This window comes from Rhodococcus oryzae (assembly GCF_005049235.1).
GTDB lineage: Bacteria > Actinomycetota > Actinomycetes > Mycobacteriales > Mycobacteriaceae > Rhodococcus_G > Rhodococcus_G oryzae.
The window spans coordinates 67845-88524 of the sequence record NZ_SUMD01000014.1 but is presented as its reverse complement, the minus strand read 5'-3'; the positions used below and the strand labels follow the sequence as shown (position 1 = coordinate 88524).

The window sequence follows — 20680 nt, the reverse complement described above, 5'->3', positions numbered from 1 at the left end:
GGCAAACTCCGGCCACCGGTATCGTGCGGACCGTGAAGCTACTCGTGACCGGCGGTGCTGGATTCATCGGCGCCAATTTTGTCCAGCAGACCGTCGACGAGCGGCCCGATGTGGAGGTGACGGTCCTCGACGCGCTGACCTACGCGGGCAACGTCGAATCGCTGGCGCCGGTCCGGGACCGGATCGAGTTCGTCCAGGGCGACATCGCCGACGCCGACCTGGTCGACCGGCTGATCGCCGGGACGGATCTCGTCGTCCACTTCGCGGCGGAGTCGCACAACGACAACTCGCTCAACGATCCGTCCCCGTTCGTGCGGACCAACGTGATCGGCACCTTCACGCTGCTGGAGGCCATTCGCAAGCATGGCGTGCGCTACCACCACATCTCCACCGACGAGGTGTACGGCGACCTGGAACTCGACGACCCGGCGCGGTTCACCGAGGACACCCCGTACAACCCGTCGAGCCCGTACTCCTCGACGAAGGCGTCGAGCGACCTGCTGGTGCGCGCCTGGGCCCGCTCGTTCGGCATCTCCGCGACCATCTCGAACTGCTCGAACAACTACGGGCCGTACCAGCACGTGGAGAAGTTCATCCCGCGGCAGATCACGAACGTTCTCGACGGTGTCCGGCCGAAGCTCTACGGTCAGGGCCTCAACGTCCGTGACTGGATTCACGTCGAGGACCACAACCGCGCCGTGTGGACGATCATCGAGCGCGGCACGCCGGGGGAGACCTACCTGATCGGCGCGGACGGCGAGGTCGACAACCGCACCGTGGTGCGGACCATCCTGGAATTGCTGGGCAAGGACCCGGACGATTTCGACGCGGTCACCGACCGGCCGGGCCACGACATGCGGTACGCCATCGACGCCACCCGGCTGCGCACCGAGCTCGGCTGGCAACCGCGATACCGGGACTTCCGCTCCGGCCTGGCCGCGACAGTCGACTGGTACCGCGACAATGAGCAGTGGTGGCGTCCGCAGAAGGACGCCACGGAACGGGCCTACGCCGCGGCCGGCGAGACGGTGCTGGGATCCGCCGACCCGGCGAGCTGACCCGACTACCGGCCGAGTGAGCGCCGGGTCGCCTCCAGCGTGGCGGCGATGCCCGCGGGCAGGGTCCGGTACGGCCGGCGATCCAGTTCGGGCCAGACCATCGAGCGCAACCGCAGGTCCCCGGACTGGACGTTCGCGAGCGGCGACGACGCGAGCACGACGGTGGGCTTGCGGCGGAACACCGTCCGGCAGGCGCCGAGCAGGGCGCCGATGGTGGTGCTCTGGCCCGAGGCGAAGATCTTGGTGACCCGCTCGCCGGGCCGGGACTGCGCGAGGTCGAGGGCGTCGGCGACCATCGCGGCCGCATCCGTCACGAACAGGTAGTCGCGCATCGTGTCCATCGGCACGTAGATCGAGATCGGTGCTGACATCAGGTAGCTGCGGCACAGGTGCGAGATGAGTCCCTGCGGCTTGGTCAGGTTCTGGCCGGGCCCGTACAGGTTGGCGAACCGCCCCACGACGACGGACGACCCGGTGTCGGCGCCGAACCGGTGCATCAGCTGCTCCGCCGCCAGCTTCGCGCGGCCGTAGTCGCCGAGCGGTACCGGGTCGGTGTCCTCGGTGTAGGGCGCCCCGGACGAGCCGGCGTACACCCCGCCCGCCGAGGAGGCGTGCAGGACAACGCCGGGTCCCGCGGGACCGCGGGTGATCCGGGCGATCTCGTCCAGCACGTCGGACACGACGGCGTTCTCCGCCGCGAACTCCTCGGAGGTGGTGCCGTTCACGCCGATCCCGGCGCACCAGACGAGCCGCCACGGTCCACCCTCGGCGGAGTCGATCACCCGGCGCGCGTCGGCGAAGAGCACCTTCCTGGCGAGGTCGCCGTCGTGCCAGGGGACCCGGCTGGTCTCGACCCGCAGGCCCCGTCGCCCGAGCTCGCGGGTGACGGCGCTGCCGAGCAGTCCGCCGCCGCCGACGACCCAGGTCGGGGTGTCCAAGTCAGGCGTCCGCCGGGTCGGTTCGGTGTTCGTGCGGCACCGGCTCCACCCGTCCGAGCGGGCCCGCTGCCGGATCGCCGACGATCAGGTAGGGCGGCTTGCCCATCGCGGTCTTCACGTTGACCCCGACGTACTCGGCGATCACCCCGAGGGAGAACAGGATCGCACCCATACCGAACAGCAGGATCACCATCGTCGAGGCCCAGCCCCTGACCTCGCTGTGGACATCGAAGAACAGGTAGGACACCAGCACGTACAGCACCAGCGCCAGGCCGAGCGCGGCGAACAGCACCCCGATGAAACTGACCATGCGCAGGCCCTTGGTCCCGCTGGAGAGCACCATGCGCCAGAAGTGGGAGAGCAGGCTGCGCAGGTGGTAGCCGGAGCGGCGGCCGTGCTCGGCGCGCAGCGCCACCGGGCTGGTCGTCACGTCGCCCGCGATCCAGCCGAGCGCGACGTCGAGGTAGGCCTCGGACCCGGCATACGCGGCTACCGAGCGGCCCACCTCGCCGAGCACCAGCCGGAAGCTCTGGAAGCTGCGGGTGTTGTCGCCGGAGAGAGCGCGCGCGATGAGCCACTTCGAGCCCCGGGAGGCGGCGTTGCGCAGCATCCCGTGCGGGGCCGCGTTCGTGGGACTCGCGTAGACGACGGTGGCCTGCTCGTCGAGTGCGGTGTCGAGAAGGCCGCCGATCGCGGCGGGGTCGTGCTGACCGTCCTCGTCCATGGTGACGATCCACTCGCCCCCGCTCGAGGCCATGCCTGCCAGGGTCGCGGGGTGCTGTCCGAAGTTCCGGCTCAGCCAGATCGGCCTGACGAAGTCGTGCTCGGTTGCCAGCTGCCGGATGACCTCGGCCGAGTCGTCGGGGCCGTGGTCGAAGACGAGCAGGACCTCCTCGACCAGCATCGGTCGGCCTGCGGGGGTGAAGCGGGGCGTCGTCCACGGCAGGATCTCGTCGATCAGCGCGCGCAGCGTCTGAGCGCCCTGGTACACCGGCACCACGACGGAGATCCGGTGCGGAGCCACCGTGGGTCGGGCGTCATCGGAGGTCACGGGCTGGGAGTTTACTCGGGACGACGGCGGCCGAACGCCCACGCCGTGTGTTCGCCGCCACTGTGTGATGTCTGCCGCTGTTGTCGGCCTACGGGCAATCGTCGCCGTAGACCCACAGCCGGGCCGTGCCCGCGACCAGGAGCGGCCGGTAGGTCCAGACCATCTTGGCGTCCTCGCCAGGGCGCTCCGCGACGCTCACCAGGTAGCAGGAGCGGTTGCCGGGGAAGATCCACGAACCGGGAGGCGACATGCCGACGGCCGAGTGATAGCCGTTCCACTCCAGACCGGCGTCCACGTCGACGGCCGGGACGCCTGTGGCCACCAGGTGTTCGGCCGCGTTCCAGCGGGCGGAGTCGTAGGCGAGACCGGCGGCGGTGATCATCAGCGAGACGACCGCCAGCCCGGCGAGCGCGGCCGCGGCGGGCAGTCGCTCGGCGACGCGGGCGAGGGTCGGGTACCGCGGCGGCGTCGACGGGCGCGCGGTCCGTTCGGCCAGGACGATCGCGAGAAGCGTCGGCAGCAGCAGCAGCCAGTAGCGGTCGAACAGGTTCTGCCCGGTCAACGCGGTTGCGAGATTGCCGAGCACCATCAGTGCCCCGAACGTGCCGAGCACCGGGTCGACCCGGCGGAGTTGTCGCGTGAGCACACCGGCGAGCAGCACCCCGGAACCGCACGCGAGCGCCACGATGAGCCACCACAGCGCGCTGGGGAAGATCGTGGCGGGGCGGCCGTGGCCCGCGGCCCAGTACGGCCCGGCGGGGTCGAGGTAGTTGCCGACGAAGAAGTTCTGGGTGCCGTAGCGGTACACCGTCCACAGCGCGACCCCAGCGGCCGCGGCGGAGGCGAGGAGCGCGCCGCGGCCCCAGCGCCACGGGCGCGCGACCAGCAGCACCGCGGGCGCCGCACCAAGTGCCAGGACAAAATAGCCCTGGACCAGGATGCGTCCGCCGACCTTCGCGAGGCTCTCCGGCACGGCCAGCACCGGTGGGTCGCCCGCGCCGAAGGACTGGCGCCACAGTTCGAACCCGACGACCGCGATGAGCAACATCGCACCGGCACCCGCCACGACGATCCAGTCACGCCTGCGCCGTGAACGCCACGCGGTCACCGCGGCGACCGCCAACACAGCGGCCGGTGCGGCGAGCGCCTGCTCCCGGATCGTGAAACCCCAGAATCCGACGGCCATCGACACCGCCAGCAGCACCAGCGACCCGCTCCGCACTGCCCTTCGCCCGACGGCGAGGCAGACCATGATCGCCGCCATCGCGGGCACGTCGAGCATGAAACTGGTGGTCAACAGGCCGAATCCCGGCCAGATCGCGACGATCAGCACGGCGAGGGCGGCGCGTGCCCGACCCACCGACGGGGCGACCAGGTCGTACACCGCGGCGAGCGCCACCACACCGAGCAAGGCCACGAAGAGGTGCTGGGCGACCAGCCAGCGGGCGAGCGGCCCCAGCACGATGAACAGTCCGAACAGCGCCGAACGGTTCCAGCCGAGCAGTTCGATGGCCCCGGTGCTCCCGAAGGTCTGCGCTATCCGGCTGTACGACCACGCATCGTTGTGCGGAATGGACAGGCCGCCGGTCACCGCCGACAGCGTCAGCGGTACGAGCACCCCGAGCAGCCCCGCCGCGGCGAGCAGCACCAAGGCGAGCCGGCTCCTGCGCGAGGCCGCGCCGTCACCCGCGGGCAGCGAGTCGCTCCCTGGCGTCGCCGTGACGTCGGGGGAGGGCGTTCGACTCATCGACAACCTTTCCGGTCCGCCCGCTCACGCTTCGCTGGTGTTCGCATCCGCCGGAGCGTCGGCGCGGGAGGTGCGACGGCCGCGGTAGTACAGCCCCGTGAGTATGACGATCAGCACGAGCCCGAACCCGGCGGCCGCGAAACCCAGTCGCTGCCCCGGCGGACGGAACGTGATCTCGAGCTCGGCGTTGTCGGTGCCCGGCGGGACGTCGACGTAGAGGAACGTGTCGCCGAGTCCCTTGGTCTGCAGCGGCTGACCGTCGAGCGTCGCCCGGTAGCCGGGCCACGCCAGCCGGGCGAAGATCACACTTCCCCCGTCGGGGGAGGTCACGCGCACGCGTTCGGAATTGACACTCGCCGATTCCGGGACCGCGTCGGCACCGACCGTCGCGGAGACCCGGCCCGGCTGGTCAGAGACGCGCCCGTCGATCCGTTCGAGTACATAGATCTGGTCCGAGGCAGGTCGAGGGGCAGAGGTCTCCGGCGGCGTCACCCAATGCCAACCCTCGGGCGCCGGTTTCCGATCGAGGCCCGGGTACTGCGCCTTCTGCACCACGACACGGTCGAGGAGCATCAGGTCGGCGAAGGTCTTTCCCGTGTACCGATCGATCGCGAACACGTTGCGGAAGGCGTCTTTGCAGGTCGACCCCTCGTACTTGATGCAGAGCAGATCCCCGAAGCCCTGGTGTCCGATCGGGGTGTACGCGTTGACGTAATCGAGGTCCAGCACCTTCGCGTAGTTTCCGTACACCTGCGAATGCCACGGCAGGTCCGGGCTGTCGGGTGCATCCTCCGTCAGGCTCCTGGTACCCAGTTGCAGGGTGGTGCCGTCCCATCGAGGGAACTCGGACTTGGCCTCGGATTGACTCGACGGAAGGTGCCAGGTGCTCAGGACGGGCGAATAGGTCGAGACCTGGTAGAAGAGGATCGGCAGGCTGGTCGCGATCAGCAGCGCCGCGACTGCACGATCGCCGAACCGCCGGGCCAGGTACAGGGCCAGGACGCCGAAGACAGCGATCAGGGCGCCCCACATCACATGGCGCCCGAAGTACTGCGGTCCCGACGAGCTCGCGCGCACCACCAGCACCAGGACCAGCAGGCCTGCCGCCACCAGCCGGGGGCGCAGCGGGCGGGTGGTGCTGTAGCGGCTGAGCAGGGCCGCCAGCAGCACCAGGGAGATCACGGCGACGAACGGCAGCAGTCGCGCAGGCCACCGGATCTGCCCGATGTCGCTGGGGCCGGAGGTGAACAGCAGGATGAAACCGAGCAGCAGCAGCGGGGCGGAGAACTCCCGCAGCGCGGGCTGGGCCTTGCGCCACGCGATGAACGCGAGCGCCGGAATCGCGAACCAGGCGATGTAGGTGATCGGCGCGGTGGTCGTCTCCCCGGTCCAGGACTCGATACTCGACACCGCCGACGGGATGCTCGCGGTGAACGTCTCCGACCACGGCGCGGTGAGGAAGTTGTCGTTGAGCGCGCCCTCCTCACCGGTGCGCCAGGTCACCGACGAGGACAGCATCCCGGGCAGGAAGGTGACGGCGCCGCACGCCGCCGCGGCGACGCCGACCCCGCCGAGCAGCAGGGACGGGCGCCAGCGTCGCTGGTACAGGTATTCGCCGATCATCAGGCAGCCGATCAGCACGCCCGCCATCAGCGCGGAATGCGCGTAGCCGACGCTGATCGCCAGGTAGAGGAACGCGAACAGGGGCAGCGGCCCGGACCGGCCGCGCGCGTACCGGACCCCGCTGGCCCAGGCCTGCACCACCCACGCCATGCCGATCAGCGAGGTGACCCAGGAGGGGTCCTCGAAGTACAGGGTGAAACCACCGAACGGGGCGGCCGCGCCTGCGACCGCGGCCCAGGCCGGGCGGGCGCCGTACTCCATCGCCACCCGGTAGACGCCCCAGCCGAGGACGATCGAGAACCCGAGCTTGACCGCCGTCGCCAGCAGGGCGAGGTCGTCCACCGACGGGGCGGCGTAGTTGATCGCCATCTGGACGGGGTTCCACAGGCCGCCCTGGCCCTCGACCGGGTAGTTGCCCGCCATCCACTGGTCGAGAACCAGCGTCGGGAACCACTGACCCTCGCGCATCAGGTGGCCGAGCTGGATCCAGTTGCCGACCGCGCCCGACTCGGTGTCGTCGACGTAGAAATACCGGGGGTCCACGCTGAGGATGAGGAGGAACCCGAGGCAGATCACACCCGCGACCACGGCCCCCCATGCCCATCGGGTGCTCCGGGTGGATACGGGCGGTTCGAGTGTCACGAGAACTCCAGATAGCGCGGTCGGGTGCCCAGTGACATTAACCGAGGTCGGGCTCGGTGGTTTCGTCGGTCAACTGCACGTCGGGATACCCTGCGGGTGGACAATGGCGACACGATCGAGAGTTGGCGGTTGGATGAACAAGCCCGAATTCCTTGAGTCCGGGGCCCCGGCGGCCGAGGTCGCGGCACGGTTGCTCGTGCAGCGCGGCGTCTTCGTCGGCATGTCGCCGATCGTCAACGACGACCTCTATGTCGCGTTCCGCAAGGGTTCCGGCGATCGCGAACGTCACACGCTTCGCCTGGACGCGGGCGCGCGCGCCCACACCAACACCTACTTCGGACGGTTCGCGGCCAGCTACTGGCAGCGCTGGACCACGGTCACCGAGGTGCGGGTCAGCCTGCGGGCGGCCGGCTCCGGCCGGTTCCGGGTCCGCCTCGTGGCCTCCGACATCGCCGGGCACCGCCGGATCGTGGGTGCCGTCGCCGGATCTGGCGACGAGACGGTCGAACTCTCCTCACCGCTGGACAAGTTCGTCGACGGCGGCGCGCTCTGGGTGGAGATCGACGCGCTGGACGCCCCGCTGACCGTGGACCGGCTCGAGTGGACCGCAGCCGCGCCCGAGACCGTCCGACCGGTCGCGATCGCGATCTGCACGTTCAACCGTGCCGACGACTGCGCGAAGACGGTCGCGGCGCTGGCCTCCGACGATCGCGTGCTCGAGGTCATCGATTCGGTCTACGTGGTCGACCAGGGGACCGACCTGGTCCGGGACCGTGAACTGTACTGCGAGGTCGCGCCCAGGTTCGGCGACAAGCTGCACTATCTGCGGCAGCCCAACCTCGGCGGCGCGGGTGGCTTCACCCGCGGTCTCTACGAGGTCTCCGCGGCCGACGGGCACGCGGACGTGATCCTGATGGACGACGACATCCTGTGTGAGCCGGAGACCGTCCTGCGACTCAACGCCTTCGCGAACGTCACCGTCGAGCCCACCCTCGTCGGTGCCCAGATGCTGTTCCTGCTCAACCCGGACTACCTGAACGTGGGCGCGGAGGATGTCGATCTCGGCACCCTGCAGCACGGCCAGAAGGTGCCGAAGGCGCTGCGCAACACGAGCATGCTGAAGAAGAACCAGGAGCGCCGGGTTGACGCCGGATACAACGCCTGGTGGACGTGCCTGATCCCGGCCGAGGTGGTCGCGAAGGTCGGCCTCCCCGTCCCGATCTTCTTCCAGTGGGACGACGTCGAGTACGGGGTCCGCGCCCGCGAGGCGGGGTTCGTCACGGTCACCCTCCCGAACGCGGCGGTCTGGCATGCGGACTTCTACTGGAAGGACTTCGACGACTGGGCGCGCTACTTCAGCACCCGCAACTCCCTGATCGTCGGCGCGCTGCACAGCGACCTGGACACCAAGCGGCTGGGGCGTCAGTTCTTCCGGCAGATCAGCGAGTACCTCGTCGGCATGCAGTACGGTCTCGCGGCGACCACGCTGCGCGGCATCGAGGATTTCCTCGAGGGGCCGAAGGTGTTGCAGGACGGCGGCATCGCGGCGATGGCCGCGATCCGCGCGGAGCGGGCCGAGTACCCGGAGACGGTCAAGCACGACGCGGCCACCGCCCCGGTGCGGTCCGCGGACCTCACCACCCGGCGCTCGGGCGGCGAGCCGAGCGCGATGCGGCTGATCCTGGTCAAGCGGGCCATCGACCAGTGGTTCGGCCGCACCCAGCACGGCCTGGTCAGCGTTCCGCGCGAGGATGCGCACTGGTGGCACATCTCGCTGTTCGACCACGTGGTGGTCACCGACGCCTCGCAGTCCGGGGTGCGGATCCGTCAGCGCGACAAGGGCAAGGCGGTCGACCTGCTGTGGCGAACGGTCCGGGTGCTGCGGCGACTGCGCGAGGACGGCGCGGCCGTCTCCCGCCAGTACCGTGACGCGGCCCCGCAGCTGACCAGTCGCGAGAACTGGGAACGACTCTACGAGCAGTAGGCGGCGGCCGGAGGTCGTCCCCGTGCGGTCGAACCGCGCGGGGGCGTCTTGATCGGTACCGGTGCGGCGGTCAGTGCCGCTCGAACCGTTCCTGCCTGCCCATCTTGCGCAGCCGCACCCAGTCGCGCAGGCCGGCCGGGTCCCGGCGGTTGATCAGGAAGAACCAGCCGAAGCGCAGCCACTCCTGCGGGAGCAGCCGTCGCATGCCCGGCTGCGAGAGCAGGTACCCGCGGTTGCGATAGGTGTAGAACCGCTTCGTCTCGTTGTCCGGGTACTGGGTGTGCATCCGCCCGCCCAGGATCGGCTTGAACTCCTCGGCCCCGTTGGGATGCACGTACGCGGTCTGCAGGCAGGTGCCGAACGGCAGCCCGGAGCGGACCAGGCGGCGGTGCACCTCCACCTCGTCGCCGCGGACGAACAGGCGCAGGTCCGGGACCCCGACCGCGTCGACCGCGGCGGCGGAGAAAAGCGCACCGTTGAACAGGGAGGCGATTCCCGGCAGCAGGTCCTCGGTTCCGAGTTCGGAGCGCAGTCGCCGCCACTCGACCCCGCGGCGCAGCGGAAACGCCAGCCGGTCGGGGTCGTCGATGTCGCACACCACCGGGGACACCTCCGCGAGCCCGTGCCGGGTGGCGCAGTCGAGCAGGGTGGCGAGTACCTCGGGTCCCTCCGGGCGGCCGTCGTCGTCGGCCAGCCAGAGCCAGTCGGCACCGAGGGACAGCGCGTACAGCATGCCGAGCGCGAACCCGCCCGCGCCGCCGAGGTTGTGCTTGGAGCCGAGGTAGGTGGTCGGCACGTTCGAGCCCTCGACGAGTGCGCGCACCTCGGCCTCGTCGGCGTTGTCGACCACCACGAGGTGGTCCAGCGGCCGGGACTGGGTGGAGAGCACCTTCAGCGACTCGGCGAGCAGCTCGCGGCGCTTGTGGGTGACCACCACGCCGATGATCCGTTCGGTCACAGGGCCGGCCCCGGCTGGTCCTGTTCGCGCTTCATCTCGGCGATGACGTGCCGCACGTGGTCGGCGGCGTCGTCGCCCTCGTAGGCGCGCACGACGTCCTCGATCTCGCCCCGCATCCGGATCTGGCCGTGGTCGATCCACATCGCGCTGTCGCAGAGCTGGGCGAGGAACTCGTTGGAGTGGCTCGCGAAGACCAGGATGCCGGAGCGCTCCACCAGCGCCTGCAGCCGGATCCGGGCCTTCTTCATGAATTCGGCGTCGACCGCGCCGATGCCCTCGTCGAGCAGCAGGATCTCCGGGTCGATGCTGGTCACCACGCCCATCGCGACCCGAACCCGCATGCCCGTCGAGTACGTGCGCAGCGGCATCGACAGGTATTCGCCCAGTTCTGTGAACTCGGCGATCTCGTCCATCTTCGCCAGCATCTGCTTGCGGGTCTGGCCGAGGAAGAGGCCGCGGATGATGATGTTCTCGTAGCCGGAGATCTCGGGGTCCATGCCGACGCCGAGGTCGAACACCGGCGCCACCCGCCCGCGGATCCTGGCGCTGCCACGGGACGGCTCGTAGATGCCGGACAGCAGCCGCAGCAGCGTCGACTTGCCCGCGCCGTTGTGGCCGACCAGGCCGATCCGGTCGCCCTCCTTGAGCGAGAGGGTGATGTCGCGCAGGGCCTCGACCACCACGACGTCGGAGTCGTTGCGGCCGATCGCGCCGCCGGCCTTGCCGAGGAATGCCTTCTTCAGCGACCGCGACTTGGCGTCGAAGATCGGGAAGTCGACGCACGCGTTGTGCGTGTCGATACTGACGTGCTTCGTCATCTGTTGACCGCTCTTCCTAGACCCAATAGGGCACGCGGGCCCGGTACTTGCGCAGTGCCACGAGCGCCAGCGCCCAGCCGGCCACGGTGATCCCCAACACGATGTACCAGTGGTACAGCGCCTGCGGCTGCCCGATCATCGGCGCGCGGACGATCTCGAGGTAGTGGTAGAGCGGGTTGAGCTCGGCGATCCTCGCGCGTTCGGCGACCGCGCCGCCCTGTGCCACGAGGCTCTGCGTGGTCCACATGATCGGCGTCAGCACGAACAGCAGCAGCGTCATCGACGACAGGATCGGGGCGATGTCGCGGTAGCGGGTGGCGAAGATGCCGAAGACGATCGACACCCACACCGCGTTGAGCACGAGCAACGCCACCGCGGGGATCGCCGCGAGCGATGCCCAGCTCAGGTCCCGCCACACCGCGAATGCGACGACCATGATCACGTAGATGACCAGGTTGTGCGCGAAGAACAGCAGCTGTCGCCAGACCAGGCGGTAGATGTGCACGCTCAACGCCGACGGCAGCTGTTTGATCAGGCCCTCGTTCGCGATGAACACCTCGGACCCCTCGATGATCGAGGCGTTGATCAGGTTCCACACGATCAGGCCGACCGTCACGTAGGGAAGGAACTCGGCGAGAGGGATGTCGAGCAGCGCCGCGTACAGGATGCCGATGGCGGTGGCCTGCACGCCGGTGGCGATGGTGATCCAGAACGGGCCGATCACCGAGCGGCGGTAGCGCTGCTTGATGTCCTGCCAACCGAGGCTCAACCACAGTTCGCGCTGCGCGAATCCGTCCCTCAGGTCCTTGAACCCGCGACGGAGGGTCTGCGAGTCGGAGACCGGGGGGACATCGGTGGCCAATGCCTCGGATTCTGGGGCGGATGCTGACACGGTGACCGAGCCTACTGGTCGGCCGCGCGGGGCCGACCAGGCGCACGGCTACAGGTACTGGCCGGTACCCGAGCCCTGCTGCGGATTCTGGTGCCCGTGGCCTGCGCCCATGCCTGGTGGCAGTGCACCCTGGCGGATCTGCTCGAGCTGGGACCGGGCCGCCATCTGCTGGGCGAACAGCGCGGTCTGGATGCCGTGGAAGAGGCCCTCGAGCCAGCCGACGAGCTGCGCCTGCGCGATCCGAAGTTCGGCGTCGGAGGGGACCGTGTCGTCGGTGAACGGCAGGGTCAGTCGTTCGAGTTCGTCGCGGAGTTCGGGGGCCAGGCCCTGCTCGAGCTCCCTGATCGAGGATTTGTGGATCTCCTTGAGCCGGTTCCGGCTGGCGTCGTCGAGCGGTGCCGCGCGGACCTCCTCGAGGAGTTGCTTGATCATGGTGCCGATCCGCATCACCTTGGCCGGCTGTTCGACCATTTCCGCGAGATTCTCGCCGTTCTCTCCGTCGGGGCGGCCCGCGCCCGCGAAGCCGGTGTCGCCCGGACCCGATCCGACGCCGGGGAGGCCTGCGGCGGCGACCATCATGGGTTGCCCGTCGGGTCCGATCACGACCACCTGCTCGTTGTCCGGTTGCGTCATGGCTCCATCTTGTATCAGCAGAGCGGCCCGCGCATCGACCGACGGCGAACCATGCACGGGTTTCGGCGCGGGACGCGGAACCCGGAAAAGTTTGTGTTGTATGCAGTTACATATACTGTGATGCCTCACAATCCGGCCATCCGCATCGCACCGATTCGAAATTAGGTCCTAGGCTGTCGGGCATGGCATACGACGTCGCCCGGGTGCGGGGACTTATCCCTTCGCTCGGAGACGGTTGGATCCATCTCGATCCTCAGGCCGGCATGCAGCATCCGGATTCGGTGTCCACCGCGGTGTCGACCGCGTTCCGTGGCTCCGCGGCCTCCCACACCGGCAAGCACGTCTCGTCGCGGCGCAGTGCCGCGACGCTGGAGGCGGCCCGCGAGGCGGTCGCCGATCTCGTGGGCGGCGACCCGGCGGGCGTGGTGCTCGGCCAGGACCGGGCCGTGCTGTTGGCCTGGCTGGCCGAGGCGCTCAGCTCGAGGCTCGGCCTCGGCACCGGCGTCGTGCTCTCCCGGCTCGACGAGGAGGCCAACGTCGCGCCCTGGTTGCGGGTGGCGAATCGCTATGGCGCGCAGGTTCGTTGGGCCGAGGTCGAGATCGACACCTGCGACCTGCCCAGCTGGCAGTTCGCCGAGCTGATCGGGTCGACGACGCGACTGGTCGCGCTGACCGCGGCCTCCCCGATCGTCGGGTCGGCGCCGGACGTGCGGGTGGCCGCGGACCGGATCCACGAGGTCGGCGGCCTGCTCGTCGCCGACGCCATCGCGGCCGCGCCCTACGCACACGTGGACATCCACGAGATGGGTGCCGACGTGCTCGCGGTGAACGCGCCGAGCTGGGGGGGTCCGCAGATCGGCGCCCTGATCTTCCGCGAGCCCGCACTGCTCGACAAGATCCCCGCGATCTCGTTGAACCCGTACGCCACCGGACCGGAGCGGCTGGAGATGGGCGGGCACCAGTACGCCCTGCTCGCCGGGCTGACCGCCTCGATCGACTACCTGGCCGGACTGGACGAGACCGCCAGCGGCACCCGCAGGGAGCGCCTGGAGACCTCGATCAGCTCGCTGCAGGACTACCACGACCGGATCTTCGACTACCTGATGGCGTCGCTGCGGCGGCTGCCCCAGGTGATGCTGATCGGCACCTCGCACAGCCGCGTGCCGACCATCAGCTTCACGGTCGCCGGGGTGCCTGCGGAGAAGGTGTCGCTGCACTTCGCCGAGCGCCGGATCGGGACCCTCGTCGGCGAGCGCGGCGGCAGCAGGCTGCTGGACTCGCTCGGGGTCAGCGACGAGGGCGGTGCCGTGACGATCGGTCTGGCGCCCTACACGACCCGGTACGAGATCGATCAGCTCGTGCGTGCCGTCGCCGCCCTCGGCTGATCGGCCTCACTAGAGCGTCAGCACGACCTTGCCGACGGTCTCGGGCGCATCCAACAGGGCGTGGGCCCGCGCGGCCTCGGTGATCGGCAGCTCGGCGTGCACGACAGGCCGGACGGCGCCGTCGGCGACCATCGGCCAGAGTCGCTCGGTGACCGCGGCGACGATCGCGGCCTTGCTCGAGCGCCCGGTCTCCGGCCTGCCGCGCAGGCCCGTCGCGAACACCCGGCCCCGCTTGGCGAGCAGCTTGCCGAGGTCCAGCTCGCCGACCCGGCCGCCCTGCATGCCGATGACGCAGAGCTGCCCGTCCTTGGCCAGGGCGTCGATGTTCCGCCCGAGGTAGGCGCCGCCCATGTTGTCGAGGATGAGGTCGGCGCCGCCGCGGGGGGTCGCGGACAGCGCGGCCACGAAGTCGTCCTCGCGATAGTTGACGGCGATCGACGCGCCCAGCCGACGGCACACCGCCAGCTTGTGCTCGGAGCCTGCCGTCGCGGCGACGGTGGCGCCGAGCGCGGACGCCACCTGGATCGCGTGGGTGCCGATGCCGCCCCCGCCGCCGTGGATCAACACCATCTGGCCCGCCTGCAGGCCGGCGATCATCACCAGGTTCGACCACACCGTGCAGGCCACCTCGGGCAGCGCCGCCGCCGCGATCAGGTCCAGGCCATCTGGCACCGGCAGGAGCTGCGTCGCCGGGACCGTCACCCGCTGCGCGTAGCCACCGCCGGAGAGCAGCGCGCACACCGGGTCGCCGACCGCCCAGCCGCGCACGCCGTCGCCGAGTTCGGCGATGGTGCCCGAACATTCGAGCCCGAGGATCTCGCTGGCTCCCGGCGGTGGGGGGTACAGGCCCTCCCGCTGCAACAGGTCGGCGCGGTTGATCGCGGTGGCCGCGACGTCGATCAGGACCTGGCCCGGCCCCGGCCGCGGGTCGGGGACCTCGGCCCACTCGAGCACCTCGGGTCCGCCGGGGCCGGTCACGGTGATGGCGCGCATGATGTCGACGCTAGCCCGCGCCCGTCTCGCTGTCGCGGGAGCGGCCGAACCGGTGCGCCGACCCCTCCCGTCCGGGGCCGGGACCCGCTACCGTCACGCGGGTGACCTACTTCGGCAACATGCAGAACGAGATCTACCTGTCCGGGGTCGGCGGCGCCAGGCCCGAGCTGCCGATGACCGCGGCCGGGCTCGAGGAGCTGGCCGCGACCACGCTGTCGCCGGAGGCCTTCGCCTACATCGCGGGTAGCGCGTCGAGCGAGCGGACCGCCGCCGCGAACCTGGCCGCATTCGAGCGGCACTCGATCGTGCCCCGGATGCTGCGCGGGACCGCGGCCCCGGACGCGCGGGACCTCAGCGTGGAGGTGCTCGGCACCCGGCTGGCCGCGCCGGTGCTGACCGCGCCCGTCGGGGTCCTCGAACTGGTGCACCCGAACGCGGAGCTGGCGGTCGGCGAGGCCGCCGACGAGCTCGGGATCGGCTCGGTGCTGTCCACGGCGTCGTCCACCCCCATCGAGCAGGTCGGGGCGGTGTCCGGTGAGAACTGGTGGTACCAGCTCTATTGGCCCGCCGACGACGAGGTGGCGCAGTCGCTGGTGCACCGGGCCGAGGCCGCGGGCGCGAAGGCGATCGTGCTCACCGCGGACACGCCGGGAATGGGCTGGCGCCCACGAGATCTCGAGCTCGGTCACCTGCCGTTCCTGCAGGGCAAGGGGATCGCGAACTATCTCACCGACCCCGTCTTCCGTTCCCGGCTGGCCAGTGCGCCCGAGGAGAGCGCCGAGGCGATGCAGATGGCCGTGCTGACCTGGGTGTCGATGTTCGGGAACCACACCCTGCGGCCTGCGGACGTGACCCGCCTGAGGGAGTGGACGGACCTGCCGATCGCGGTCAAGGGCATCCTGCACCCGGACGACGCCAGGGCGGTGGTCGACGCGGGCGCGGCGGGTGTGGTGGTGAGCAATCACGGCGGCAGGCAGGTGGACGGCGCGATCGCCGCGCTCGACGCCCTCGCGCCGGTGGCCGCGGCGGTGGGCGACCACGCGGATGTGTTGCTGGACTCGGGAATTCGGTGCGGCGCGGACGTGCTCACGGCGTTGGCGCTCGGTGCGGACGCGGTGCTCTACGGCAGGCCCTGGGTGTACGGGCTCGGCCTCGCGGGCAAGGCGGGCGCCCGGCACGCGCTGCGAATTCTGCTGGCGGATTTCGATCTCACGCTCGGATTGGCCGGATTCGCGAACCTCGCCGAAATCGACACCTCCGCGTTGCGCGCGGTCTCCGGCTGATGCAACGCCGTTTTCAGACCGAGCGGTATGAATCATGAGCGCAGGCAACTAGAATGGTTGCGTGACAACACAGATCGACGGTTCTGAGGACGAGACCCCCCGCTGGCTCGACGACGCGGAGATGGCCGCATGGCGCGCCTTCATCGACGGCTCCCAGCGGCTGATGGGATTACTCAACCGCGAGTTACAGGATCGGCACGGGCTCACCACGGCCGACTATCGAATTCTCGTGATGCTGTCCGAATCGCCGGACGGGTCGGTCCGGATGAGCGATCTCGCGGACGGCGTGATCTCCTCGCGCAGCAAGCTGACCCACCAGATCCGTCGGATGGAGGCGGACGGGATGGTCACCAGGAACACCTGCCTCGACGACGGCCGCGGGGTACTGGCGATCCTCACCGAGGAGGGGCGCCGACGGCTCGAGGAGGCGGCCCCCACCCACGTCAACGGGGTACGTCGCTATCTCGTCGATCTGCTGGACGCGGACGAGCTGACGAGCGTCGAGAGGGTGTTCACCAAGGTGAACGCGGCCATCAGCGAGCGATCGGCGGGCTGACCCGGCGCGGTGGATTCCGCAGGGCGCGGGAGGTGCCGTTAGGATCTGCGATGGAAGCGTGGCAGAGCGGCCGAATGCACTCGCCTTGAAAGCGAGCGTGGCGTTAAACCCACCGGGGGTTCAAATCCCTCCGCTTCCGCCAAGCAGAACGGCTCCGACCGGGTGTGAACCCGGTCGGAGCCGTTGTGCGTTGTACGGAGTCGTCAGTCCTGCTGGGAGGCCTTCCAGATGGGCAGTCCGGCCCCGAGGGCGAACGCCAGGAAGGTGTCGTTCTCATCGGGGTCGCCGATGGTGACGCGCACCCCGTCCCCCGCGAACGGCCGCGTCAGCACCTTCGCGGCGACGCCTGCCTCGCCGAACGCCGCCGCCTGGTCGCCGAGCGGAAGCCAGAGGAAATTACCCGAGGACGGCGGCACGTCGTACCCGCCTGCGATCAGCGCGTCCCGCACCCGCGTGCGCTCGGCGACCACCCCGTCGGTGCGGGTGAGCAGTTCCGCGTCGGCGGCGAGCGAGGCGACCGCGGCGGCCTGGGCGACGCTGGTGACCGCGAAGGGCAGGTGCACCTTGAACAGGGCGGCGATGATCTCCGGGTCGCCGATCGCGTACCCGATCCTCAGGCCGGCCAGGCCGTAGGCCTTCGAGAAGGTCCGCAGTACAACGACATTCGGTCGCCCTTCGGCCAGGGCGATGCCGTCGGGTGCGGCCTCGGCGCCCGCGTCGGGTCGCACGTACTCGTAGTAGGCCTCGTCCAGTGCGACGAGGATGTGTGGGGGGACCGCGTCGAGGAACCGGGCGAGGGCCTCCGCCGCGACCACGGTCCCCGTCGGGTTGTTCGGGTTGCAGATGAAGATCAGCCGGGTGCGATCGGTGATGGCCGCGAGCATGGCGTCGAGGTCGTGTTCGTAGTCGGAGGTCAGCGGGACCTCGACGGGGGTGGCGCCCGCCACCTTGACCACCACGGGATAGGCCTCGAACGAGCGCCACGCGTAGATCACCTCGTCGCCCGGCCCGGAGGTCGCCTGCACCAGCTCCAGGCAGATGCCGACCGATCCGCATCCGGTGGTGATCCGGTCCGCACTCACCCCGAGCTTGGCGGCCAGCGCGTCGCGCACGGCGACCGAGCCGTTGTCCGGGTAGCGATTGGCGCCGGCCGCGGCCTCGGCGATCGCCTCGATCACGCTGGGCAGCGGACCGGCGGTGGTCTCGTTGCTGGCCAGTTTGATCGCGCCGGGAATGCTGCGTCCCGGCACGTAGGGGGCGATTCTCGAGAGGTCGGGGCGGGTGCGCACGGTCATGAATCGACATTATGCGCCGCACGTGATCGGTCGTGCCGGGTGCGCTGAAAAAGAACACCGGTGACCCCGAAAAGAATCTTGAACGGGTGGGCCGTGAGCGTGCCAAGGTATACGTATGTCGGGAATCTTCACGGACAGCGCGGTGCTGCGCGCCCTGGGGGAGCATCCGGACGAGCCTCCCGTTCGCGTCCCCCTGACGGCCGTCGAACCGGACGGACCCGCCCGCGGCGGCATCGTGGTCCTGCACGAATCGCGGGAGTTCACCGACAACCTGCTCGCTCTCATGCGCTCGCTGGCGGCCGAGGGCTGGCTGACGGTGGCGCCGCACCTGTTCCATCGGGAGCCGCTGCACAGCACCGCGGAGGTGTTCGGGGACAACCTGTTCGCCGACTTCGACGCGGCCTTCGGCTGGCTCACCGCGCGCGGGGTGTACCCGGACTGTGTGGGGGTGCTCGGCTTCGACGACGCGGGCACGGCCGCCCTGCTCGTCGCGACATCGAGGCCGGTGGGCGCCGCGGTCAGCGTGTCCGCGCGGGGCATCGTCCACCCGCTCGCGGAGGGCGCCCCGGCGCTGGTGGACGCGGCCCCGCGGCTGCAGGCCCCGTGGCTGGGGCTGTATGGGGAGGACGACCCCGGAACTCCGCGTCAGGAGGTCGAACGACTGCGGGACGCGATCGCGCGCGCCGAGGTCGCGACCCTGGTGGTCAGCTACAGCGGTCTCGAGCATCGCGCGGACGAGCCGCCGGAGTTCCCGGTGGACGGCGATGACAACGATCCGGCCGCGCAGGCGATGATGGATGCGCAGCGCCGGATCTTCGACTGGTTCGACGGTAATCTGCGCTAGAAATCGCTGTGACCGGCCGTTTTGCGCCCTACGCCGTGCCTGTGTAATCTTTCCATCCGGCGGTTCCGAAAGGACCTGAGCCTAGGAAGCGTGCCAGAGCGGCCGAATGGGACTCACTGCTAATGAGTTGTCCTCCTCAAAGGGGACCGGAGGTTCAAATCCTCTCGCTTCCGCCACGCTGGTGCTCGTAGGCCAGCACAACTGAAGACATGCGCCCGTAGCTCAACGGATAGAGCACTTGACTACGGATCAAGAGGTTAGGGGTTCGAATCCCTTCGGGCGCACAGTGAGGAGCCCCTCGCCGGCAGCAATGCCGGTGAGGGGTTTTCTCGTGGGCCTCCGGTTGAACTTCCGTCGGACGCAGCGGCTTTCGGCCGCGCGCCCGGCGACGGTCGACTAGCACGCACGTTCGATTACCGCTAAGGTGGTCGTCGCGGGCCGATGGAGCCAGCCAGCTCGAAGGCATGGGCCCGCACCAAACGTGCCGCCCGGTTCCCCGACCTGGGGCGGCATGCGAGCCCCGTCGATCCACGTGATCGGCGGGGCTTTTCGCATCGACGATCAGGCGCGGCGGCGCCTCGAATTGCCGGATTTCTCCTCGCCATCTGTGTGCCGCCTGTGGACGAGCCTCCGGTCGGGCTGGGGATCAACAGTCAATGATCACCGCGTCACCCCGTTATCCACAGGCCTGTGGATGGCAAAGTCGCAGGTACAGGCTAATTACATCGATGTAATCCACAGATTCGTCCACACTGTCCACAGTCTGGCGCTGGGTGTTAACAGGATTTGTCCACAGCTGTGGACAAGTCGCGGGATCGGTGCCGGGCACGACGACCGCCCGGTTGAGGGACACTGGGGAACCCAGGGCCACGGAAGGACAGCAGCCATGACACTGGCGTCCGCGCTGATCGGTCGGACCGAGACCGGGCGCGCCCCGCGCAGGCCGCTGCTGCTTCGTGACGCGCAGGCCAGTTCCCTCGTCGAGGCGTTCGTCATCATCGGGGTGCTGACGATCCTGGTCACCCGCGCCTACCTGCATCTGACCGGATACCCACAGGTCGGCGGGTCCACGCTGCACGTCGCGCACGTGCTGTGGGGCGGGCTGCTGATGGTGGCGGCCCTGGTCGTGGTCTTCTCGTTCCTCGGCCTGCGGCCGCGACTCCTCGCGGTGGTGCTGGGCGGCATCGGATTCGGGCTCTTCCTCGACGAGGTCGGCAAGTTCGTCACCAAGACCAACGACTACTTCTACCGTCCCGCCGTCGCGATCATGTACGTCGTCGTGGTGGTCCTGCTGCTGCTCAACCGCTGGCTGCACGACTCCCGGCCGCCGAGCGCCGCCGAGGACATCAGCAACGCCGCCGCCATCGCGGTGGACGGCCTGATCCGGGGACTGCCGCCCGAGCGCCGGGCGCTCGCGCAGGCGCAACTGCACCGGGCCCAGGCGGCGGGCGCGGACGTGGCCGCGATCGCGGACATCGGTGATCTGCTCGCGCGCTGCGATCCGCGGGAGCCCGGCCGCTTCGGGGGAGTGCGGGCGTGGGGATCGCGGCGGATCCCGTCCGCGCTGAGCAGCCGCACCGCGGTCGGCGTGGCGGCCTTCGTCCTGGTGCTCTTCTCGACGTCCGGGCTGATCAACGCCATCGTCACCCTGTCCTCCGATCTCGAGGGCGCGGCCGGGACCATCACCACCATCGGTCAGCTCGCAGGCACCGCCGTCGCGTGCGTGCTGAGCTGGGCCGGCGTCGTGAGGCTCCGCAACGGCAAGCTGTGGCCGCTGCAGTTCCTGCGGGCCGCGGCGCTGGTCACGGTGCTGTTGACCCAGGTGTTCGATTTCGTCGCGCAGGAGTTCGGGGCGTTGCTCAACGTGGCGGTCGGGTTGTTCGCGCTGGCGGTGCTGTCGGCCCGGATCGCGGTGCTCGAGCGCCGCGCGGCCGAGGCGGCGTGAGCGGTCGGCACATCCGCGACCCGCGAGGTTCCGCG

At 69.8% G+C, this 20680-nt stretch carries 17 protein-coding genes and 3 tRNA genes; 10 read left to right on the top strand and 10 right to left on the bottom strand.

Annotated features, from left to right (window positions below):
• Positions 1 to 32: 32 nt before the first annotated feature.
• Positions 33 to 1058 (top strand): dTDP-glucose 4,6-dehydratase, encoded by a 1026-nt coding sequence (gene rfbB / locus FCG67_RS22875; RefSeq protein ID WP_136911894.1) that lies wholly within the window; start codon positions 33 to 35, stop codon positions 1056 to 1058.
• Between the two features lie 5 nt (positions 1059 to 1063).
• Here rfbB and FCG67_RS22870 read toward each other — a convergent pair whose 3' ends face one another.
• The 4 genes from FCG67_RS22870 to FCG67_RS22855 form a co-directional block, all read right to left on the bottom strand.
• Complete coding sequence (locus FCG67_RS22870; protein ID WP_136911893.1) at positions 1064 to 1996, bottom strand: NAD-dependent epimerase/dehydratase family protein; 933 nt, start codon at positions 1994 to 1996, stop codon at positions 1064 to 1066.
• 1 nt (position 1997) lies between these two features.
• Positions 1998 to 3005: a glycosyltransferase gene (locus FCG67_RS22865; RefSeq protein ID WP_136911916.1), complete on the bottom strand. Its 1008-nt coding sequence runs from the start codon at positions 3003 to 3005 to the stop codon at positions 1998 to 2000.
• Between the two features lie 130 nt (positions 3006 to 3135).
• Positions 3136 to 4794, bottom strand: coding sequence for a glycosyltransferase family 39 protein (locus tag FCG67_RS22860; protein WP_136911892.1), 1659 nt, complete (start codon positions 4792 to 4794; stop codon positions 3136 to 3138).
• Between the two features lie 24 nt (positions 4795 to 4818).
• On the bottom strand, positions 4819 to 7059 hold the full coding sequence (locus FCG67_RS22855) for a YfhO family protein (protein ID WP_136911891.1): 2241 nt from the start codon (positions 7057 to 7059) through the stop codon (positions 4819 to 4821).
• Between the two features lie 133 nt (positions 7060 to 7192).
• Here FCG67_RS22855 and FCG67_RS22850 point away from each other — a divergent pair, with 133 nt between their 5' ends.
• Positions 7193 to 9043 (top strand): glycosyltransferase, encoded by a 1851-nt coding sequence (locus tag FCG67_RS22850; protein WP_136911890.1) that lies wholly within the window; start codon positions 7193 to 7195, stop codon positions 9041 to 9043.
• A 70-nt stretch (positions 9044 to 9113) separates the two neighbouring features.
• Here FCG67_RS22850 and glfT1 read toward each other — a convergent pair whose 3' ends face one another.
• Genes glfT1 through FCG67_RS22830 form a run of 4 tightly spaced genes read right to left on the bottom strand, consistent with a single transcriptional unit; the run spans position 9114 to position 12344 of the window.
• Positions 9114 to 10001: a galactofuranosyltransferase GlfT1 gene (gene glfT1, locus FCG67_RS22845; RefSeq protein WP_136911889.1), complete on the bottom strand. Its 888-nt coding sequence runs from the start codon at positions 9999 to 10001 to the stop codon at positions 9114 to 9116.
• A complete protein-coding gene (gene wzt / locus FCG67_RS22840) occupies positions 9998 to 10819 on the bottom strand; it encodes a galactan export ABC transporter ATP-binding subunit Wzt/RfbE (protein WP_136911888.1) in 822 nt (273 codons plus the stop codon). The genes glfT1 and wzt overlap by 4 nt, the downstream gene beginning before the upstream one ends.
• Positions 10820 to 10835: 16 nt before the next feature.
• Positions 10836 to 11711, bottom strand: a complete 876-nt coding sequence (gene wzm / locus FCG67_RS22835; RefSeq protein WP_136911887.1) for a galactan export ABC transporter permease subunit Wzm/RfbD — start codon at positions 11709 to 11711, stop codon at positions 10836 to 10838.
• A 48-nt stretch (positions 11712 to 11759) separates the two neighbouring features.
• The gene (locus FCG67_RS22830) at positions 11760 to 12344 is read right to left on the bottom strand and encodes a bacterial proteasome activator family protein (RefSeq protein ID WP_077043191.1); all 585 of its coding nucleotides are present in this window, start codon (positions 12342 to 12344) and stop codon (positions 11760 to 11762) included.
• A 182-nt stretch (positions 12345 to 12526) separates the two neighbouring features.
• Here FCG67_RS22830 and FCG67_RS22825 point away from each other — a divergent pair, with 182 nt between their 5' ends.
• Positions 12527 to 13729 (top strand): cysteine desulfurase-like protein, encoded by a 1203-nt coding sequence (locus tag FCG67_RS22825; RefSeq protein WP_136911886.1) that lies wholly within the window; start codon positions 12527 to 12529, stop codon positions 13727 to 13729.
• A 9-nt stretch (positions 13730 to 13738) separates the two neighbouring features.
• On the opposite strand, the gene FCG67_RS22820 is transcribed toward FCG67_RS22825, so the two are convergent.
• Positions 13739 to 14722, bottom strand: a complete 984-nt coding sequence (locus tag FCG67_RS22820; RefSeq protein ID WP_136911885.1) for an NAD(P)H-quinone oxidoreductase — start codon at positions 14720 to 14722, stop codon at positions 13739 to 13741.
• Positions 14723 to 14841: 119 nt separating this feature from the next.
• Between FCG67_RS22820 and FCG67_RS22815 the strand changes: the two genes are divergently transcribed.
• The 3 genes from FCG67_RS22815 to FCG67_RS22805 all read left to right on the top strand — a co-directional run bounded on the left by FCG67_RS22815 (position 14842) and on the right by FCG67_RS22805 (position 16703).
• The gene (locus FCG67_RS22815; RefSeq protein WP_136911915.1) at positions 14842 to 16005 is read left to right on the top strand and encodes an alpha-hydroxy-acid oxidizing protein; all 1164 of its coding nucleotides are present in this window, start codon (positions 14842 to 14844) and stop codon (positions 16003 to 16005) included.
• Positions 16006 to 16126: 121 nt separating this feature from the next.
• A complete protein-coding gene (locus FCG67_RS22810; protein WP_136911914.1) occupies positions 16127 to 16561 on the top strand; it encodes a MarR family winged helix-turn-helix transcriptional regulator in 435 nt (144 codons plus the stop codon).
• A gap of 52 nt (positions 16562 to 16613) precedes the next feature.
• Positions 16614 to 16703, top strand: a tRNA-Ser gene (locus FCG67_RS22805).
• A gap of 61 nt (positions 16704 to 16764) precedes the next feature.
• Here the strand turns inward: FCG67_RS22805 and hisC are convergent.
• Entirely contained in the window at positions 16765 to 17856 is a 1092-nt protein-coding gene (hisC, locus tag FCG67_RS22800) for a histidinol-phosphate transaminase (RefSeq protein ID WP_136911884.1), read from the bottom strand.
• Positions 17857 to 17971: 115 nt separating this feature from the next.
• Here hisC and FCG67_RS22795 point away from each other — a divergent pair, with 115 nt between their 5' ends.
• From FCG67_RS22795 to FCG67_RS22780, 4 genes are all read left to right on the top strand, one after another.
• Positions 17972 to 18700, top strand: a complete 729-nt coding sequence (locus FCG67_RS22795) for a dienelactone hydrolase family protein (protein WP_136911883.1) — start codon at positions 17972 to 17974, stop codon at positions 18698 to 18700.
• Between the two features lie 84 nt (positions 18701 to 18784).
• Positions 18785 to 18876 (top strand) — tRNA-Ser (locus FCG67_RS22790).
• Between the two features lie 35 nt (positions 18877 to 18911).
• Positions 18912 to 18984: transfer RNA gene (locus tag FCG67_RS22785), tRNA-Arg, on the top strand.
• A gap of 602 nt (positions 18985 to 19586) precedes the next feature.
• On the top strand, positions 19587 to 20645 hold the full coding sequence (locus FCG67_RS22780; RefSeq protein WP_246045233.1) for a hypothetical protein: 1059 nt from the start codon (positions 19587 to 19589) through the stop codon (positions 20643 to 20645).
• Positions 20646 to 20680 lie beyond the last annotated feature (35 nt).

What these genes read in the sequence shown, in the direction of transcription:
- FCG67_RS22815 (WP_136911915.1), top strand. Translation starts at nt 14,842, where the DNA reads ATGCAGAACGAGATCTACCTGTCCGGGGTCGGCGGCGCCAGGCCCGAG.
- FCG67_RS22820 (WP_136911885.1), bottom strand. Translation starts at nt 14,722, where the DNA reads ATGCGCGCCATCACCGTGACCGGCCCCGGCGGACCCGAGGTGCTCGAG.
- FCG67_RS22830 (WP_077043191.1), bottom strand. Translation starts at nt 12,344, where the DNA reads ATGACGCAACCGGACAACGAGCAGGTGGTCGTGATCGGACCCGACGGG.
- FCG67_RS22860 (WP_136911892.1), bottom strand. Translation starts at nt 4,794, where the DNA reads ATGAGTCGAACGCCCTCCCCCGACGTCACGGCGACGCCAGGGAGCGAC.
- FCG67_RS22850 (WP_136911890.1), top strand. Translation starts at nt 7,193, where the DNA reads ATGAACAAGCCCGAATTCCTTGAGTCCGGGGCCCCGGCGGCCGAGGTC.
- FCG67_RS22825 (WP_136911886.1), top strand. Translation starts at nt 12,527, where the DNA reads ATGGCATACGACGTCGCCCGGGTGCGGGGACTTATCCCTTCGCTCGGA.
- FCG67_RS22780 (WP_246045233.1), top strand. Translation starts at nt 19,587, where the DNA reads ATGACACTGGCGTCCGCGCTGATCGGTCGGACCGAGACCGGGCGCGCC.
- FCG67_RS22795 (WP_136911883.1), top strand. Translation starts at nt 17,972, where the DNA reads ATGTCGGGAATCTTCACGGACAGCGCGGTGCTGCGCGCCCTGGGGGAG.
- wzt (WP_136911888.1), bottom strand. Translation starts at nt 10,819, where the DNA reads ATGACGAAGCACGTCAGTATCGACACGCACAACGCGTGCGTCGACTTC.
- hisC (WP_136911884.1), bottom strand. Translation starts at nt 17,856, where the DNA reads ATGACCGTGCGCACCCGCCCCGACCTCTCGAGAATCGCCCCCTACGTG.
- FCG67_RS22810 (WP_136911914.1), top strand. Translation starts at nt 16,127, where the DNA reads ATGGCCGCATGGCGCGCCTTCATCGACGGCTCCCAGCGGCTGATGGGA.